Origin of the sequence: Erwinia piriflorinigrans CFBP 5888 (genome assembly GCF_001050515.1) — a bacterium.
GTDB lineage: Bacteria > Pseudomonadota > Gammaproteobacteria > Enterobacterales > Enterobacteriaceae > Erwinia > Erwinia piriflorinigrans.
Map to the genome: position 1 here is coordinate 37,086 of NZ_CAHS01000011.1, position 16,576 is coordinate 53,661.

11 protein-coding genes and 2 tRNA genes are annotated in these 16,576 nt (G+C 55.6%); 7 read left to right on the forward strand and 6 right to left on the reverse strand.

The features are described 5' to 3' along the window. Window positions 1-48 precede the first annotated feature (48 nt). Genes ptrA through recD form a run of 3 tightly spaced genes read left to right on the forward strand, consistent with a single transcriptional unit; the run spans window position 49 to window position 8,311 of the window. Window positions 49-2,934 (forward strand): pitrilysin, encoded by a 2,886-nt coding sequence (ptrA, locus tag EPIR_RS03760; RefSeq protein WP_023653973.1) that lies wholly within the window; start codon window positions 49-51, stop codon window positions 2,932-2,934. Further along, a complete protein-coding gene (gene recB, locus EPIR_RS03765; protein WP_048696879.1) occupies window positions 2,931-6,467 on the forward strand; it encodes an exodeoxyribonuclease V subunit beta in 3,537 nt (1,178 codons plus the stop codon). Before ptrA ends, recB begins: the two co-directional genes overlap by 4 nt. Next, window positions 6,464-8,311, forward strand: coding sequence for an exodeoxyribonuclease V subunit alpha (recD, locus tag EPIR_RS03770; RefSeq protein WP_023653975.1), 1,848 nt, complete (start codon window positions 6,464-6,466; stop codon window positions 8,309-8,311). Before recB ends, recD begins: the two co-directional genes overlap by 4 nt. A gap of 62 nt (window positions 8,312-8,373) precedes the next feature. Here the strand turns inward: recD and EPIR_RS03775 are convergent, their stop codons facing one another. Beyond that, complete coding sequence (locus tag EPIR_RS03775) at window positions 8,374-8,931, reverse strand: YagU family protein (protein WP_023653976.1); 558 nt, start codon at window positions 8,929-8,931, stop codon at window positions 8,374-8,376. 112 nt (window positions 8,932-9,043) lie between these two features. Then, entirely contained in the window at window positions 9,044-10,402 is a 1,359-nt protein-coding gene (argA, locus tag EPIR_RS03780; RefSeq protein ID WP_193387533.1) for an amino-acid N-acetyltransferase, read from the reverse strand. A gap of 226 nt (window positions 10,403-10,628) precedes the next feature. Here argA and amiC point away from each other — a divergent pair, with 226 nt between their 5' ends. Continuing rightward, a complete protein-coding gene (gene amiC, locus EPIR_RS03785; protein WP_023653978.1) occupies window positions 10,629-11,876 on the forward strand; it encodes an N-acetylmuramoyl-L-alanine amidase AmiC in 1,248 nt (415 codons plus the stop codon). An 82-nt stretch (window positions 11,877-11,958) separates the two neighbouring features. On the opposite strand, the gene EPIR_RS03790 is transcribed toward amiC, so the two are convergent. Both EPIR_RS03790 and EPIR_RS03795 read right to left on the reverse strand, forming a co-directional pair. Further along, window positions 11,959-12,035 (reverse strand) — tRNA-Met (locus tag EPIR_RS03790). Between the two features lie 76 nt (window positions 12,036-12,111). Further along, window positions 12,112-12,188, reverse strand: a tRNA-Met gene (locus tag EPIR_RS03795). A 206-nt stretch (window positions 12,189-12,394) separates the two neighbouring features. Between EPIR_RS03795 and mltA the strand changes: the two genes are divergently transcribed. Further along, entirely contained in the window at window positions 12,395-13,540 is a 1,146-nt protein-coding gene (gene mltA / locus EPIR_RS03800; protein WP_023653979.1) for a murein transglycosylase A, read from the forward strand. A 50-nt stretch (window positions 13,541-13,590) separates the two neighbouring features. Continuing rightward, window positions 13,591-14,391 (forward strand): tRNA cyclic N6-threonylcarbamoyladenosine(37) synthase TcdA, encoded by an 801-nt coding sequence (gene tcdA / locus EPIR_RS03805; RefSeq protein WP_023653980.1) that lies wholly within the window; start codon window positions 13,591-13,593, stop codon window positions 14,389-14,391. Here tcdA and csdE read toward each other — a convergent pair. Both csdE and csdA read right to left on the reverse strand, forming a co-directional pair. Then, the gene (gene csdE, locus EPIR_RS03810) at window positions 14,388-14,837 is read right to left on the reverse strand and encodes a cysteine desulfurase sulfur acceptor subunit CsdE (RefSeq protein WP_023653981.1); all 450 of its coding nucleotides are present in this window, start codon (window positions 14,835-14,837) and stop codon (window positions 14,388-14,390) included. The genes tcdA and csdE overlap by 4 nt on opposite strands. Before the next feature lies 1 nt (window position 14,838). Further along, window positions 14,839-16,047: a cysteine desulfurase CsdA gene (csdA, locus tag EPIR_RS03815; RefSeq protein ID WP_023653982.1), complete on the reverse strand. Its 1,209-nt coding sequence runs from the start codon at window positions 16,045-16,047 to the stop codon at window positions 14,839-14,841. A gap of 232 nt (window positions 16,048-16,279) precedes the next feature. Between csdA and EPIR_RS03820 the strand changes: the two genes are divergently transcribed. Beyond that, window positions 16,280-16,504 (forward strand): YgdI/YgdR family lipoprotein, encoded by a 225-nt coding sequence (locus EPIR_RS03820; protein WP_023653984.1) that lies wholly within the window; start codon window positions 16,280-16,282, stop codon window positions 16,502-16,504. The last annotated feature ends 72 nt before the right edge of the window (window positions 16,505-16,576 follow it).

Here is a 16,576-nt window from a genome sequence, read left to right on the forward strand (position 1 = left end):
TCATCTGGCAGGAAGTCAGGTGGTAACCCGTTCGATTGAGGAGTGTCAATGCGTCGTTATGCAGTCTGGTTAGCTTGTTTTGTTTCCGTCACATTGTTCAGCCCGCTGACTCAGGCCCTGGCAGGCTGGCAGCCCCTGACTGAAACCATTCGCAAAAGTGAGAAAGATCCGCGCCAGTATCAGGCGATTAAGCTGGATAATGGCATGACGGTACTGTTGGTATCCGATGCGCAGGCAACGAAATCGCTGGCGGCGCTGACGCTCCCGGTTGGCTCGCTGGAAAATCCCAACGATCAGCTTGGCCTTGCACACTATTTAGAACATATGGTGCTGATGGGGTCGAAGCGCTACCCGCAGCCGGACAATCTGGCGGAGTTCCTGAAAAAAAATGGCGGTAGTCATAACGCCAGTACCGCGTCTTACCGTACCGCTTTCTATCTTGAGGTGGAAAACAACGCCTTACAGCCAGCTGCCGACCGGCTTGCTGATGCGATTGCTGAACCCCTGCTCGATCCGGTCAATGCGGATCGTGAACGCCATGCGGTGAACGCTGAACTGACGATGGCGCGTTCGCGGGATGGCTTGCGTATGGCGCAGGTAGATGCGGAAACGCTTAATCCTCAGCATCCCAGCTCCCGGTTCTCCGGTGGGAACCTGGAAACCCTGCGCGATAAGCCGGGTAGCAAACTGCATGATGCGCTGAAGGCGTTCTATCATCGCTATTACTCGGCGAATCTGATGAAGGCAGTGATCTACGGTAATCAGCCGTTAACTGAACTGGAGAAGATTGCGGCTGCCACTTTCGGTCGTGTCGAAAATCGCCACGCGACCGTGCCGGATATCACCGTTCCGGTGGTGACCGACCCGCAGAAAGGCATCATAATTCACTACATTCCGGCCCAGCCGCGCAAACAGCTGAAAATAGAATTTCGTATTGATAACAATAGTGACAGGTTCCGCAGCAAAACCGACATGCTGATTGGTTATCTGATCGGCAACCGCAGCAAAAACACCCTTTCTGACTGGTTGCAGAATCAGGGGCTGGCGGATTCGGTCAATGCCGGGGCAGACCCAATGGTCGACCGTAACGGTGGCATATTCACTATCGCGGTTTCACTGACCGATAAAGGTCAGGCAAAGCGCGATGAGGTGATTGCCGCCGTGTTCAGCTATATCAATACGCTGCGCGCTCAAGGCATCGATAAACGTTACTTTGATGAAATGTCGCATGTGTTGGATCTAGATTTCCGCTACCCGTCGATCACCCGCAATATGGACTACATCGAATGGCTGGTTGATACCATGCTGCGCGTGCCGGTAGCCGATACGCTGGTGGCACCCTATATCGCTGACCGCTACGATCCGCAGGCGATAAAAGCACGTCTGGATGACATGACGCCGCAAAATGCACGCATCTGGTTTATCAGCCCGCAGGAGCCCCATAACAAAACGGCTTACTTTGTTGATGCGCCTTACCAGGTCGATCGTATCAGCGCGCAGCGCTTTAAGGAGTGGCAGATAGCCAGTGATAAACTCACGTTTTCACTGCCGCTGCTCAACCCCTGGATCCCGGATGATTTCAGCCTGATCAAGGCGGATAAAGCCTACTCACGCCCTGAAGAGCTGATGAATCAGAACGGGCTGCGCGTTTTCTATATGCCCAGCCAGTATTACGCCGATGAACCCAAGGCGAATATCACGCTGGCACTGCGTAACAAGGCTGCCATGAGCACCGCAGAGAATCAGGTGATGTTTGCACTTAACGATTATCTGGCCGGGGTGGCGCTGGACGAACTCAGTTCGCAGGCGTCCGTGGGAGGTATCAGCTTCACGACCAGCGAAGATGATGGCGTGACCTTCAGCGCCAGCGGTTTTACCCAGCGCCTGCCGAAGTTGATGAACCAGTTACTGGCAGGTTACGCCAGTTTTACACCGAGCGAACAGCAGCTGGCGCAGGCAAAGTCCTGGTATCTGGAGCAGCTGGATGCGGCAGAAAAAGGCAAAGCGTTTGAGCTGGCTATCCAGCCTGCACAGCTGCTCTCTAAGCTGCCGTACACCGAGCGCAGCGAGCGGCGTAAGCGGGTATCGGGCATTACGCTGCAACAGCTGCTCGACTACCGCAGAATGCTGCTGGGGCAGTCCACGCCGGAACTGATGGTGGTGGGTAATATAACCCCTGACGCAGTGCGTACTCTGGCTACCGAGGTAAAAACACAGCTGGACTGTGCAGGCCATGAATGGTGGCACAGCGAACAGGTCAGCCTGGACAAACAGGTGCTGGCTAATCTGCAAAAATCAGGCAGCAGCACCGATTCGGCGCTGGCGGCTTTATATGTTCCGATCGGATTTTCCGAGCACCAGAGCATGGCCAGCAGTTCGCTGCTGAGCCAGATTATACAGCCGTGGTTTTACAATCAGCTGCGTACCGAAGAGCAGCTGGGCTATGCGGTATTTGCCTTCCAGATGCCAGTTGGACGTCAGTGGGGCGTCGGCTTCCTGCTGCAAAGTAATGTGCAACAGCCAGCCTTTCTGCTAAGTCGTTTCAAGGCGTTCTATCCCACGGCTGAAAAGCGCCTGCGCACCATGAGCAAAGAGGATTTCTTACAGTATCAGACGGCCATGATTAATGAGCTGAAGCAGCGTCCGCAAACGCTGGATGAAGAAGCAGGGCGCTACAGCAATGATTTTGAACGCGAGAACTACCGCTTTGATACCCGCGAAAAAGTGATTGCGCAGATCAAGATGTTGACACCTCAATCCCTGGCCGATTTCTTCCATCAGGCGGTGATAGCGCCGACCGGGCTGGCGTTACTGTCGCAGATCTCCGGCAGTCATCACGGCAAGGCTGATTTTGCACAGGAGAAAGACTGGACCACCTGGAAAGACGTTTCCACGCTGCAACAGTCTCTGCCGGTGAGACAGGATAAACCATGAGTCAGCGAGCGGCTGAAAGGCTTGAGCCATTAACTATGCCCCTGCACGGCGAGCGGCTGATTGAAGCTTCGGCCGGAACGGGAAAAACGTTCACCATCGGGCTGCTCTATCTGCGTCTGCTGCTTGGTCTGGGAGGGGAAACGGCCTTCAGTCGTCCGCTGTCGGTAGAGGAAATCCTGGTGGTGACCTTCACCGAGGCCGCCACCGCCGAGCTGCGCGGGCGTATACGTGCCAATATCCATGAACTGCGCATTGCCTGCATACGTGGTGAAAGCCAGGACCCGATGCTGGCAGCGTTGATGGCTGAAATTGCTGATTTACCCCAGGCGGCATCGGATCTGCTGGCTGCTGAGCGCCAAATGGACGAAGCTGGCATATTTACCATTCACGGCTTCTGCCAGCGCATGCTGAACCTCAATGCCTTTGAATCCGGCATGCTGTTCGAACAGGAGTTGCTGGAGGACGAAACCCCGCTGCGTCGTCGGGCTACCGCTGATTTCTGGCGTCGTTACTGCTATCCGCTGCCGCTACCGGTAGCACGCGTAGTGCGCCAACTATGGGCGGGGCCGGAGCAGCTGCTGAAAACTCTGTCGCCGTGGCTGGGTGGGGAAGCGCCGATGCTAAAATCGGCACCGGACAGCGATGAAACGATTGAGCAGCGTCATGAAAAAATCATTGCGCGTATCGACGAGCTGAAGCAGGCATGGCTGGCAGCGGGTAATTTACAGCCGTTGATTGACGCTTCCGGCGTGGACCGACGTAGTTACAGTAGTAAGCACTTACCAAACTGGTTGGAGAAAATTACCCTGTGGGCGCAATCGGAGACGCTTGACTACGAAGTGGCAAAAGATCTTGAGCGCTTCGGCCAGCGTACGCTGCTGGACAAAACCAAAAAAGGCGAGCCGCCGCGCCATCCGCTGTTCGATCGGATCGATGCCTTTATGGCAGAACCGCTGTCGCTTCGTGACCTGGTGATCGCGCGTGCGTTGCAGCAGGTTCGTTTTGTCACCCAGCAGGAGAAACGCCTGCATGCCCAGTTGGGATTTGACGATCTGCTGGGGCGTTTCGATGCTGCGTTGCAGCAGCCTGGCGGTGAGGTGTTGGCTTCGGCTATCCGTCAACGTTACCCGGTGGCGCTGATCGACGAGTTTCAGGATACCGACCCACAGCAGTATCGTATTTTTCGCACCCTGTACCGTCGACAGCCCGAAAGTGCGCTATTGCTGATAGGCGATCCGAAACAGGCGATCTACGCGTTTCGCGGCGCGGATATCTTTACCTATATGAAGGCGCGATCGGAAGTTAGCGCTCACTACACACTGGAAACAAACTGGCGCTCGTCACCCGCTATGGTTGATGCAGTTAATCAGCTGTTTTTGAACCAGAAAAACCCTTTTCTTTTCAGTGAAATACCCTTTATTCACGTCAGGCCGGCCCAGCCCAATGACAGCCTGAACTTTAGCGTCCAGGGCAAAGTACAACCTGCCCTGACGTTCTGGCTACAGCCCGGCGATGGTGTGGGAGTAAGTGATTACCAACAGTTTGTGGCGCGTCAATGTGCGGCGGAAATCTGCCGCTGGCTCAGCGCGGGGCAGCAGGGCGAGGCGCTGATAGGAAAAACCGGGAAACAACGCCCGGTGCAGGCCTCGGACATTACCGTGCTGGTGCGTAGCCGCAGTGAAGCTGCGGTGATGCGTGAGGCATTAAATGCCCTGGCGATCCCTTCGGTTTACCTCTCCAACCGCGACAGCGTCTTTACCACCCCGGAAGCACGCGAAATGCTGTGGCTGTTACAGGCGGTGCTGGTCCCGGAGCAGGAGCGTATTTTGCGCAGCGCGCTGGCCACCAGCCTGTTTGGTGTTGATGCATTGGCGCTGGATGCGCTTAGCCAGGATGAACGTGCATGGGATGCGCTGGTGGATGAGTTCGTTGATTACCGCCAACGCTGGCTGAAACGCGGCGTGCTGCCGATGTTGCGTGAGCTGATGATGAGACGACAGATCGCCGAAAACCTGTTGGCATCTGACGGCGGCGAACGTCGACTGACCGATCTGCTGCATCTGGGCGAACTGCTACAGGAAGCTTCGGCCACCCTAGACAGCGAACATGCGCTGGTGCGCTGGCTGGCCCAGCAGGTGGAGCAGCCGGACGGACAGGTGGCGAATCAGCAGCTGCGGCTGGAGAGTGACCGTCATCTGGTGCAAATAGTCACTATTCATAAATCCAAGGGGTTACAGTATCCGTTGGTCTGGCTGCCGTTTGTCGCCAACTTCCGCGAGGCGGATAACGCTGTCTACCACGATCGTCAAACGTTTACCGCGCTGCTGGATTTACAGCAGAGTGAGGAAAGTATTGAACTGGCAGAACAGGAGCGGCTGGCGGAAGATCTGCGTCTGCTCTACGTGGCGCTGACACGTTCTGTCTTTCACTGTAGCGTTGGCATTGCGCCGCTGATTAAGGGCACGCGCAAGAAAGAGGGCAATAGCGACCTGCACCGCAGCGCGCTGGGCTATCTGGTGCAACAGGGTAAACCTGCCGATGCCAATGGCCTGCTTGCAGCATTGCAGGCATTAAGCGGTGATGCTACGGCGTTAGTGACGGCAGCTGAAGCTGACGCCACCCCGTGGCAGGGGCAGCAAGAAGAGGTACAAATGCTTAGCAGCCGGACGTTGCCACGTTCGCTACGTGATAACTGGCGCGTGACCAGCTATTCCGGTCTACAGCAGCACGGCAATGCAAGCGCGCTGGAACTGCTGCCGCGCCTCGACGTTGACGCCGCCGGGGAAGCCAGCAGTGAGCAGGTTCCGCTGCTGACCCCGCATACTTTCCCACGCGGTGCCGGGCCTGGTACTTTTCTGCACGGGCTGTTTGAAACGCTGGAATTCAGCGCGCCTCTGGATAAAGAGTGGCTGTCGCAGCAGCTCAGCGGTCAGGGTCTGGGCGAGGAGTGGAGGCCGGTGATGTGCGACTGGATTGAGCGCATACTGCAAACCCCGCTCAACGAAACGGGCGTCAGTCTCCACCAGCTGCCAGCCCAGGCGAGGCGGGTGGAGCTGCAATTTTATCTGCCGATCTCTCGATTACTGACGGCAGAAGCGCTGGATCGTGTGGTACGCCAGGACCCGCTGTCCGCGACCTGCCCACCGCTCGACTTCCACCAGGTACAGGGCATGCTGAAAGGTTTTATCGATTTGGTGTTCTGCTGGCAGGGTAAATATTACCTGCTGGACTATAAATCTAACTGGCTGGGTGAGGAGAGTAGCGCCTACACCCAGCAGGCAATGGCTCAGGCGATGCAGGCGCATCGCTATGATTTGCAGTACCAGCTCTACACGCTGGCGCTGCACCGTTATTTGCGTCACCGCCTGGCAGACTATGACTACCAGCAGCATTTTGGTGGCGTCATTTATCTTTTCCTGCGCGGCATGGACGGTACGACGGGGGGTAACGGTATCTATTTTACCCGGCCGCAGCCGGAGTTTATCACCGCGCTTGACCAACTGTTTGCCAACCAGCCGGAGGGTAACGTATGACGCTGGCAGAAGCCTTACAGCTGGCACAGCACCAGCGTTTACTGCGCCCTCTGGATGTGCAGTTTGCCCGCATGGTGGCAACTGAAGAGCAGCCTGCGCTGATGCTGGCTGCGGCGTTGGTCAGTCGCGATGCCGGGGAAGGTCACGTTTGCCTGCCGCTGGCACAGCTGCGCCCTGAAAATTTTTTTGCCGGACGTCATCCGGAGCTGGCGCAGGCGCTGTGGGATGCGGCCGGAGCGCCACAGGACTGGCAGTCTTTGCTGCTGGCGCAGACGGCGGTCAGTGACGGCCAGCAGGCCACGCCGCTGGTGGTGGACAAACAGCGTCTTTATCTGCATCGAATGTGGCAGAGCGAAGGAGAGGTTGCGCGGTTTATACAGTGCCATCATGTTCCCCAGAACCTGGAGGAAAGCCGGGTGCGTAGTACGCTGGACCGTTATTTTGGCCAGCAGCCCGATGACTGGCAAAAGATTGCTGCGGCAGTCGCGCTGACGCGCCAGGTTGCGGTGATCTCCGGCGGGCCGGGCACCGGTAAAACCACCACGGTGGCCAAGCTACTTGCCAGCCTGATTGAGCTGTCGCCCGCACCACCACGTATCGAACTGGCGGCACCCACCGGCAAGGCGGCGGCGCGACTGACGGAGTCGCTGGGTAAGACGCTACAGCAGCTACGGTTGGCGGACGATATTCTGAAAAGTTTTCCGCTGGAAGCCACCACCCTGCATCGTCTGCTGGGGGCGCTGCCGGGCAGTCAGCGCATGCGCTATCACGCCGGAAATCCGTTGCACCTCGACGTGCTGGTGGTGGATGAAGCCTCGATGGTAGACCTTCCGATGCTGGCTAACCTGATCGCCGCATTGCCCGCTCAGGCGAGAGTGATCTTCCTCGGTGACCGCGATCAGCTGGCTTCAGTCGAGGCCGGAGCCGTGCTGGGTGATATATGCCGTTGTACGGAAGATGGCTACAGCCCGCAGCGCGCCGCAGAGCTGACGCGTTTGACCGGCTGTGATGTGGATGGGCGCGAAGATGCCAGCGCCTCTGCGGTGCGCGATACGATTTGCCTGCTGCGTAAGAGCTACCGCTTTACCTCGACATCCGGCATCGGGCAGCTGGCGCAGGCGGTTAATACGGGTGAGGTCAAAAGGGCAGAGCAGGTATTCAGCAGCGGTTTCAGCGATATCCAACGCCATGCGTTAAGCAGCAGTGATGATTATCAGCAGCTGCTTAACGACTGTGCTGCGGGTTACCGTGACTACCTGAAGTTGCTGAAGGGGGGAGCTTCGCCGGGTGACGTGCTGGCCGCGTTTGGCCGCTTTCAGCTACTGTGTGCCTTGCGCGAGGGGCCGTTTGGCGTTGCGGGGCTTAACGATCGTATCGAGCAGACGCTGCGCCAGGCGGGACTCATCCGGAAAAATATTGTCCTTAACGGCAAATGGTACGCCGGGCGTCCGGTAATGATTGCGCGTAACGACCGGGCGCTTGGGCTGTTTAACGGCGATATTGGCATAGCGATGCCGGATGAACAACAGCAGCTGAAGGTTTGGTTCCCGTTACCGGATGGCAGCATCAAGCCGGTGCAGCCCAGCCGCCTGCCGCCACATGATACGGCTTATGCTATGACGGTACACAAGTCGCAGGGATCGGAGTTTGACCATACGCTGCTGGTGTTACCGAATAAGATGATGCCGGTATTAACCCGAGAACTGGTGTATACCGCGATTACCCGTGCCAAACGGCAACTAACGCTTTATGCCGAGAACGCGGTATTTATCAGCGCGGTAAGAATGCGTACACAGCGGCGCAGTGGGCTGGTGGAGCGGCTGCATAAAGGAAGTGCTGCTTAGCGGGATCGGGGAGAACAGGGAGGAATACGGTGCCCCGCAGCAGAGCCGGGCACCGTATTAGATTACTCAGGCTGGCTAAACCACTTACCCATTATTGGTTTTGCAAACGCAGCCAGTACTGCAATCAGACTCACTTCAATCGATACCGACCAAGCGATATGACCGAGAATTTCGCTCCATAGCTCATAGCCATTGAGGTTCCAGAGCCAGCCGATTTTGCCGTTCAGATAGGCCGGGTGACGGAAGCCCAGAGCCGGAATGAGAAAACCGTGCATGGCTATCGTGATGATTAATCCATAGGCAGCGCCGTACCACAGTCTGACTTTAGGCCAGAATGCGGATAACAGGACGTATAAAAAAGCGAAAGCAAAGCTAAACAGCCAGTGATAGAGCATCACTGCGCCGGGGATGGTGATGCCCTGATAAATGTAATCCATTGAATGGGCATTGATCCCCAGCGGGCCAAGCCACGCATCAATATGTGCTGCAGGCGGCGATATTTCACCGGCGATGCGCGGAGGCATATTCGCTTCCGTACCGGATTTCACCAAGGAACTGATGAACCCTCCAATGAGGGTGCTCCATACAATAATTTTCAGGTTTATTTTATTTAATGTCATAACAAAGTTTCCTTGCCATATCTGAAAAGCAGACAGATGGTACGGTTAAATACCGGTTAGCATAAACAGGCAAAAACATCGTCTGGACTTTATGCTCCCTGATGGATAGCGATCAGCTCTGTCGGGTGTGAACACTGGCTTCGCGCAGGTCAACCATCAACACTTTGGAACGCCGCTGATAATTATACATCTGCTTTTTGCTTTCCGGCAGTCTGTCAATATCTACTGGCACAAATCCGCGTTCCTGGAACCAGTGAATGCTGCGCGTCGTCAGCACGAACAGCTTTTTCAGCCCCATCTGGCGTGCCTGTAGTGCCACGCGCTCCAACAGGGCTTCTCCGCGCGACGAGCTGCGATAATCGGGATGTACCGCCACGCAGGCCATTTCACCTATCTGCTCTTCAGGGAAGGGATAAAGAGCGGCACAGCCGATCGTCAGGTTATCGCGTTCAATGATGGTAAACTTGTCGATCTCCATCTCCAGCTGCTCACGTGAACGGCGCACCAGAATGCCCTGCTGCTCCATCGGGCGGATCAGTTCCAGAATGCCGCCGATATCATTGATGGTGGCGCGCCGGATCTGCTCGGCGCTCTCCATAACAATCTGGGTGCCAATACCATCGCGTGAAAACAGCTCCTGTAGTAGCGCACCATCCTCCTGATAGCTGATCAGGTGACTACGCCGCACGCCGCTACGGCAGGCTTTTACCGCACCGCGCAGGAAGCGAACCGTGCCGGAGTGGTAATCATCGCGTGTTTCGAGCTCTTCGATGCGCTGCTGTGCCTCATTGGGGAACAGCTCGGAGATAATACGGCCTTCACCGTCCGTCACACCCTGTTCGGAGCAGAAGCCAATCATTTTTTCGGCCTTCAGCTTAATGGCCAGCTGGGTGGCAACCTCTTCTGAGGTGAGATTAAAACTCTCTCCGGTGACCGATACCGCAACCGGTCCCATCAGCACGATGGCTCCGCTGTCCAGCTGGCGATGGATTGCCTCTTCATCAATCCGGCGAATACGGCCGCTGTGGCAATAGTCTACGCCTTCATCGACGCCCAGCGGCTGAGCGATGATAAAGTTGCCGCTGACAACATTGATATGCGCACCCTGTAGCGGGGTGTTATTCAGGCTCATTGAAAGGCGGGCGGTGATATCCAGCTGTAGGCGTCCGGCGGCCTGCTTCACCAGCTCCAGTGATAGGGTGTCCGTTACCCGGGTATGCTTATGGTAGAGCGGTTCCAGATTTTGTCCGGCAAGGCTGGCATCGATCTGTGGGCGCGCCCCGTACACCACCACCAGGCGGATGCCCAGGCTATGCAGCAGACCAATATCATTGATGATGCTCGAGAAGTTTTCATGCCCGATGGCTTCGCCGCCCAGCATAATGACAAACGTTTTACCACGGTGGGCATTGATATAGGGAACGGTATGGCGAAATCCCTGAACCAGCTCGGTACTACGTTCCTTCACGATAAACCCTCTTTGCATTATTATTCGTTAAAAGTGTATTTTTATTCTTTTATTGCTACGGGTGCAAGTGTCATTTAGCGTTATTTATCACTTTCAAAGGTATTTTTTCCTTTCTGACGTCATGCATTTATTCATTTTTCTGAGTGACACTGCCGGGGGGATTGGTTAGAGTTTTGCCAATTTTTTTTATTTGGCTTTTTATTAAACAAATCACAGCATTTGGAGTGGCATGACCGATTCAACTTCGCTTAACCGCCGACGGTTGTTACAAGGGGCGGGAGCTCTGTGGCTGTTGAGCGTCAGCCGGACAGGGATGGCCGCCGGTCGGCATGTCGTGGCAGTCCGCATCTGGCCTTCATCCACCTACTCACGTCTGACCATCGAGTCCAATACGCCGCTCAAGTATAAGCAGTTTGCGCTCAGCAACCCCGACCGCGTCGTGGTGGATATCGAAAATATTCAGCTTAATCGCGTATTGAATGATGTGGGCAAACTGGTACGCGAGGACGATCCCTGGATTAAACATGTTCGCGTGGGGCAGTTTGATGCAAACACCGTGCGCCTGGTGCTGGAAATCAAACAGAACGTCACGCCGCGCATTTTTACGCTTGACCCGGTCGCCGGGATCAAAAATCGTCTGGTGCTGGATCTTTACCCGGTGCAGAAGCAGCAGCACACCGACGATCCGCTACTGGCATTACTGGAAGATTACAATCAGGGAGAGTTGGGGCGTAGTCAGCCTAAGGACGCTCCGTTGCCCGGTAAGGCGGGAAAGGATCGGCCGATAGTGATTATGCTTGACCCCGGCCACGGTGGTGAAGATTCCGGAGCCGTTGGCAAGCATAAAACCCGTGAAAAAGACGTGGTGCTGAAAATTGCCCGCCGCCTGAAATCCCTGATCGACAAGCAGCCGAATATGCGCGCCTATATGACACGTAATGAAGATGTGTTTATTCCATTGAAAGTGCGGGTGGCGAAAGCGCGCAAACAGCGGGCCGATCTGTTTATTTCCATTCACGCGGATGCGTTTACCAGCCGTGCAGCGCGCGGATCGTCGGTGTTTGCGTTATCGACAAAAGGTGCCACCAGTACCGCAGCACGATTTTTAGCACAGACCCAGAATGAGTCGGATCTGATTGGCGGCGTCAGTATGAGGGGCGATCGTTATCTCGACCATACCATGTTCGATATGTTACAGAGCCGCACGATCAATGACAGCCTGAGATTTGGCAAGGAAGTGCTGGCGCGTATGGGCAAAATTAATCATCTGCATAAGCGCTCCGTCGATCAGGCGGGATTTGCGGTATTGAAAGCGCCTGATATTCCATCAATTCTGGTGGAAACGGCGTTTATCAGTAATCTGGAAGAAGAGCGTAAACTGCGCACAACGCGTTTTCAGCATCAGGTGGCGGATTCGATTCTGGCAGGGATTAAAGCATACTTTGCTAACGGCGCAGCGCTGGCCCCACATAAATGATCGATGGGCGGAAAGGATTCTGCCTGCTGAAATGCTTTTGGTGAGTTCCAGATACAAAAAAACACCCTGAAGGGTGTTTTATTGGTTGCGGGAGCCGGATTTGAACCGACGACCTTCGGGTTATGAGCCCGACGAGCTACCAGGCTGCTCCATCCCGCGTCCGCGTGGTTTGTCGCTTCCATCACGACACTCTCTTTTTTACTGCTTCACTAAACCTGAACTGGCTTCAGTGAATTGGTTGCGGGAGCCGGATTTGAACCGACGACCTTCGGGTTATGAGCCCGACGAGCTACCAGGCTGCTCCATCCCGCGTCCGTGGAAGCGCACTATACGCCTGATGCGTTTTGTTGCAACCCATTTTTGTCGTTAAGTGGCTAAAAGCGCGCTTAAATAGCTGATCCTTGACCATGTGCTGAAAAGTTGTGCAAATAGTTGAGGTCTTTTAGCGCAGGCACATTTTCTTATGGCGGAGCCTTTGCTATCTTCGCGCAGGGTTCCCGTATAAAGGTAAGCAAGGCATGAAAGCAGGTTGGGTGAAGTATCTGGTGACCGGCACGCTGCTGGTACTGCTGGCAGGGTGTAGTTCGAAACCCACCGATCGTGGGCAACAGTATAAAGACGGAAAGTTGATTCAGCCTTTGGCGCTGGTCAATCAGCCCAACGCGAAAGGCCGCCCGGTTAACGGCAAAGATTTTGCCGACCAGGTTGCACAAATACGCTTTGCCTCGGCAGGCATGTATTCACGTCAGTCTGCCACCTACAGCGCAATTCAGAGCTGGCTAATGGCCGGGGGGGATACCCGCCAGCTGCGCCAGTTTGGGCTGGATGCTTTCCAGATGGAAGGCACCGATAACTACGGCAACGTGCAGTTTACAGGTTACTACACGCCGGTTGTCAAAGCGCGCTACAGCCGTCAGGGAGAGTTCCAGTATCCTCTGTATCGCAAGCCGTACAGTAAACGCAGCAAGCTGCCCAGCCGCGCAGAAATCTACGGGGGAGCACTGGGCGAAAGTTACATCGCCGGTTACAGTAATTCGCTGATGGATAACTTTATTATGGACGTACAGGGCAGCGGCTACGTTGATTTTGCCGACGGCCGCCCGTTGACGTTCTTTGGCTACGCCGGTAAAAACGGTCATCCTTATCGCAGCATCGGTAAAGTGCTGATCGACCGTGGCGAAGTGAAGCGGGAAGATATGTCGATGCAGGCAATACGTCAGTGGGGAGAGCAGCACAGTGCGGCCGAAGTGCGCGAGCTGCTGGAACAGAATCCCTCCTTCGTGTTCTTTAAGCCGGAGGAGTTTGCCCCGGTGCGTGGTGCCAGCGCGGTGCCGCTGATTGCCAAAGCGTCAGTCGCCGCAGATCGTGCATTGATCCCACCAGGAACCGCGCTACTGGCAGAAATTCCGCTATTGGACAATAACGGTAAATTCACCGGAAAATATGAGATGCGCATGATGGTATCTCTGGATGTCGGCGGGGCGATTAAAGGCCAGCATTTTGATATTTATCAGGGCATCGGCCCAGAGGCCGGTCACATGGCCGGCTGGTTCAACCACTATGGTCGGGTCTGGGTGCTAAAAACGGCTCCGGGGGCCGGAATGCCTGTGTTCTCATCTGCACAAAATCGCTCATCATCGAGTTCTTTACTGCTTAACCAGTAAACCTGTCGCGGGCCGGCATCCCCGGTCCGTTGTTTTTCGAGGAAAAGTTAATGACGGTTCTTTCTGACGCCTGGCGGCAACGCTTCGGCGGCATCGCGCGTTTATATGGTCAGCCTGCGCTGCAACTGTTTGCTGATGCACATATTTGCGTCGTGGGCATTGGTGGCGTGGGGTCATGGGCGGCGGAAGCCCTGGCGCGTAGCGGGATCGGCGCAATGACGCTGATAGATATGGATGATATCTGTGTCACCAACACCAACCGGCAGATCCATGCGCTGAAAAACAGTGTGGGTCAGGCAAAAACTGAGGTGATGGCAGCACGTATCCGTGAAATTAACCCGGAGTGCCGGGTGACCTGCATTGATGACTTTATGACCACCGATAATACCGCTGAACTGCTCGACCAGGGATTCAGCTATGTGATCGATGCCATCGATAGCATCCGGCCCAAAGCGGCGCTGCTGGCATGGTGTCGGCGTAATAAAGTCCCGCTGATCACCACCGGCGGTGCGGGCGGTCAGATTGACCCGACGCAAATTCAGGTTGCTGACCTGGCAAAAACCATTCAGGACCCGCTGGCGGCTAAACTGCGTGAGCGGCTGAAAAGCGATTTTAACATCGTGAAGAACAGCAAAGGTAAGCTGGGGATTGACTGTGTGTTCTCAACGGAAGCGCTGATGTACCCACAGCCTGATGGATCGGTGTGTGCTTCACGCAGTACGGCCGAAGGCCCGAAGCGAATGGACTGCGCTTCAGGATTTGGCGCAGTCACGATGGTGACAGCCACCTTTGGCTTTGTGGCTGTTGCGCATGTTTTGAAAAAGATGATGGCGAAAGCCGCCAGATCTTAAGCCAGGTGCTGGTTAGCCGCTTGTAAAACCGCATCGCGCAGCGCCTGTAAACCCGCACTGCGCGATGCGCTAAGCTGGTCTTTCAGGCCCAGTTGATCAAACAGGTTTAGCGGATCCACCTGGCTTAATTCCTGCGGGGTTTTACCCTCTACGGCGGTCAACAGCACCGCCAATAGTCCGCGCACAATACGCCCTTCGCTGTCGCCGTAAAAATGTAGCCTGCCATTTTCCAGCAGCTGGTGACCCAGCCAAACCTGATTTTCACAGCCTTGCAGCGCAGTCGTCTCATTCTTCAGCTCGTCGGGGAGCGCAGGTAGCTGTTTTCCCAGCAGGATCAGCTGGCGATAGCGCTCTTCCCACTGCCTGAAAGCGGAGAATTGTGCTAACAGCGCGTCGGGAGTGATTTGCGCACCAAACGGGTGGGCGGCGAGGAGTGATAAGCGCATATTAATCTGCCAGTATTGTTATTGCTGTGGTCATGGCCGCAACCAGCGCGTCCACATCATCCAGAGAATTATAAGGGGCAAACGAGGCTCTCAGGCAACCACTGACGCCCAGCGCGGTCAGCAGCGGCTGCGCGCAATGCTGACCCGCACGAATGGCAACGTTACTTTCAGCCAGCAGGGTAACAACATCACTATGGTGAACACCCGCAACATTGAATGCTAACAGGCTGGAGCCGCTGGCGCGATAGCTGACAAATCCGGGCAGGACAGCAGCAAGACGGGTCTCTGCAAGGGCGGCGAGGTCGCTGCTCCATCGTTCTGCGGCAACCCCGTCGATGCTGTTCAGCCATCCCAGGGCTGCGCTCAGACCAATGACTCCGGCAACGTTCGGTGTACCCGCTTCAAAACACCAGGGAACCGCCTGTGGCGTGAATCCTTCGAAGTTAACCTGGGTTAACATTTTCCCGCCACCTTGCCACGGCGACATTTCAGCCAGTCTCTCCGCTTTGCCATATAGCGCACCCGTGCCCGTCGGGCCGTAAAGTTTGTGCGCGGAAAACGCATAAAAATCAATATCCAGCGCCTGCACGTCAACAGGGCAATGAACAACGCCCTGTGCGCCGTCGATCATCACTTTGGCACCGCAGGCGTGCGCCAGGGCAACGGCTGCCGACAGGTCAGGGCAGCCGCCGGTGACGTTCGACATGTGTCCCAGCGCCAGCAGGCGCGTTCGGGCGTTCAGCAGTGAAGGCAGTTGGCTGATGTCTGGCAGGCAATCGCGGCCAATCGGCCACTTCACGACGGTTGCTCCGGTCTGTGCAGCCACCATCAGCCACGGCACGAGATTCGCATGATGTTCCGCCTCGCTCACCACAATCTCATCGCCTGGCGCCAGGCGTGGGCGCAGCCAGCTTTGCGCCACAAGATTAATCGCTTCGGTGGTGCCTTTGGTCCAGACGATGGTGCGCGCATCCGGGGCATTCAGCAACTGTGCAACCTGGCCGCGCGCACTTTCATAGCGTGCGGTCAACTGCTGCGCGGCAGCAAACTGGCTGCGGTGCACGGTGCCGGAGCTCATGCGATAAAACTGTTCCGTTGCTTCAATCACCGCGAGGGGTTTCAGCGCCGTTGCCGCGCTGTCGAGGTAACATCCAGCATCATTCAGCGCGGGAAAATGCTGGCGAAACAGATTTGGGTTAAATGACTTCATGCTCTCGTTGTGTTCCTGTCGGGTGATGCTGTTTCGTTTCCGGAGTGGATGAGGATCAGGCTGAAATCACTCTGCTTTCCTGGCAAAGCGCGAAAAGCGCGTTATGCTGGATTATGTCTGTTTTTAGCTATTATGCGCAAATAACAGCGCCCTACAGGTTATTTTAGCGCATGACTTATGCCGCCTGGATAGCCCGGTGCAGAAATTTACCTTTAAGTCAGGAGAGTTAAAAATGAAAAAATTAGCTGCATTAATCGCTGTCGGCGCCATGACATTTATCCTGGCCGCCTGTTCAAGCAACTATGTTATGCACACAACTGACGGTCGCACGATTGTCGCCAGCGGCAAGCCGATGGTTGATGACGAGACGGGTATGATTAGCTATCAAGATGCCAACGGCACCAAACAGCAGATCAACCACGGTGATGTCAAAGAAATGGTCGAAATGGATCGCTAGTCACATTCAGGCAAAAAAAAGCACCGCAGTTTGCGGTGCTGTAACAATCAATATGGACAGACAGGATAAATC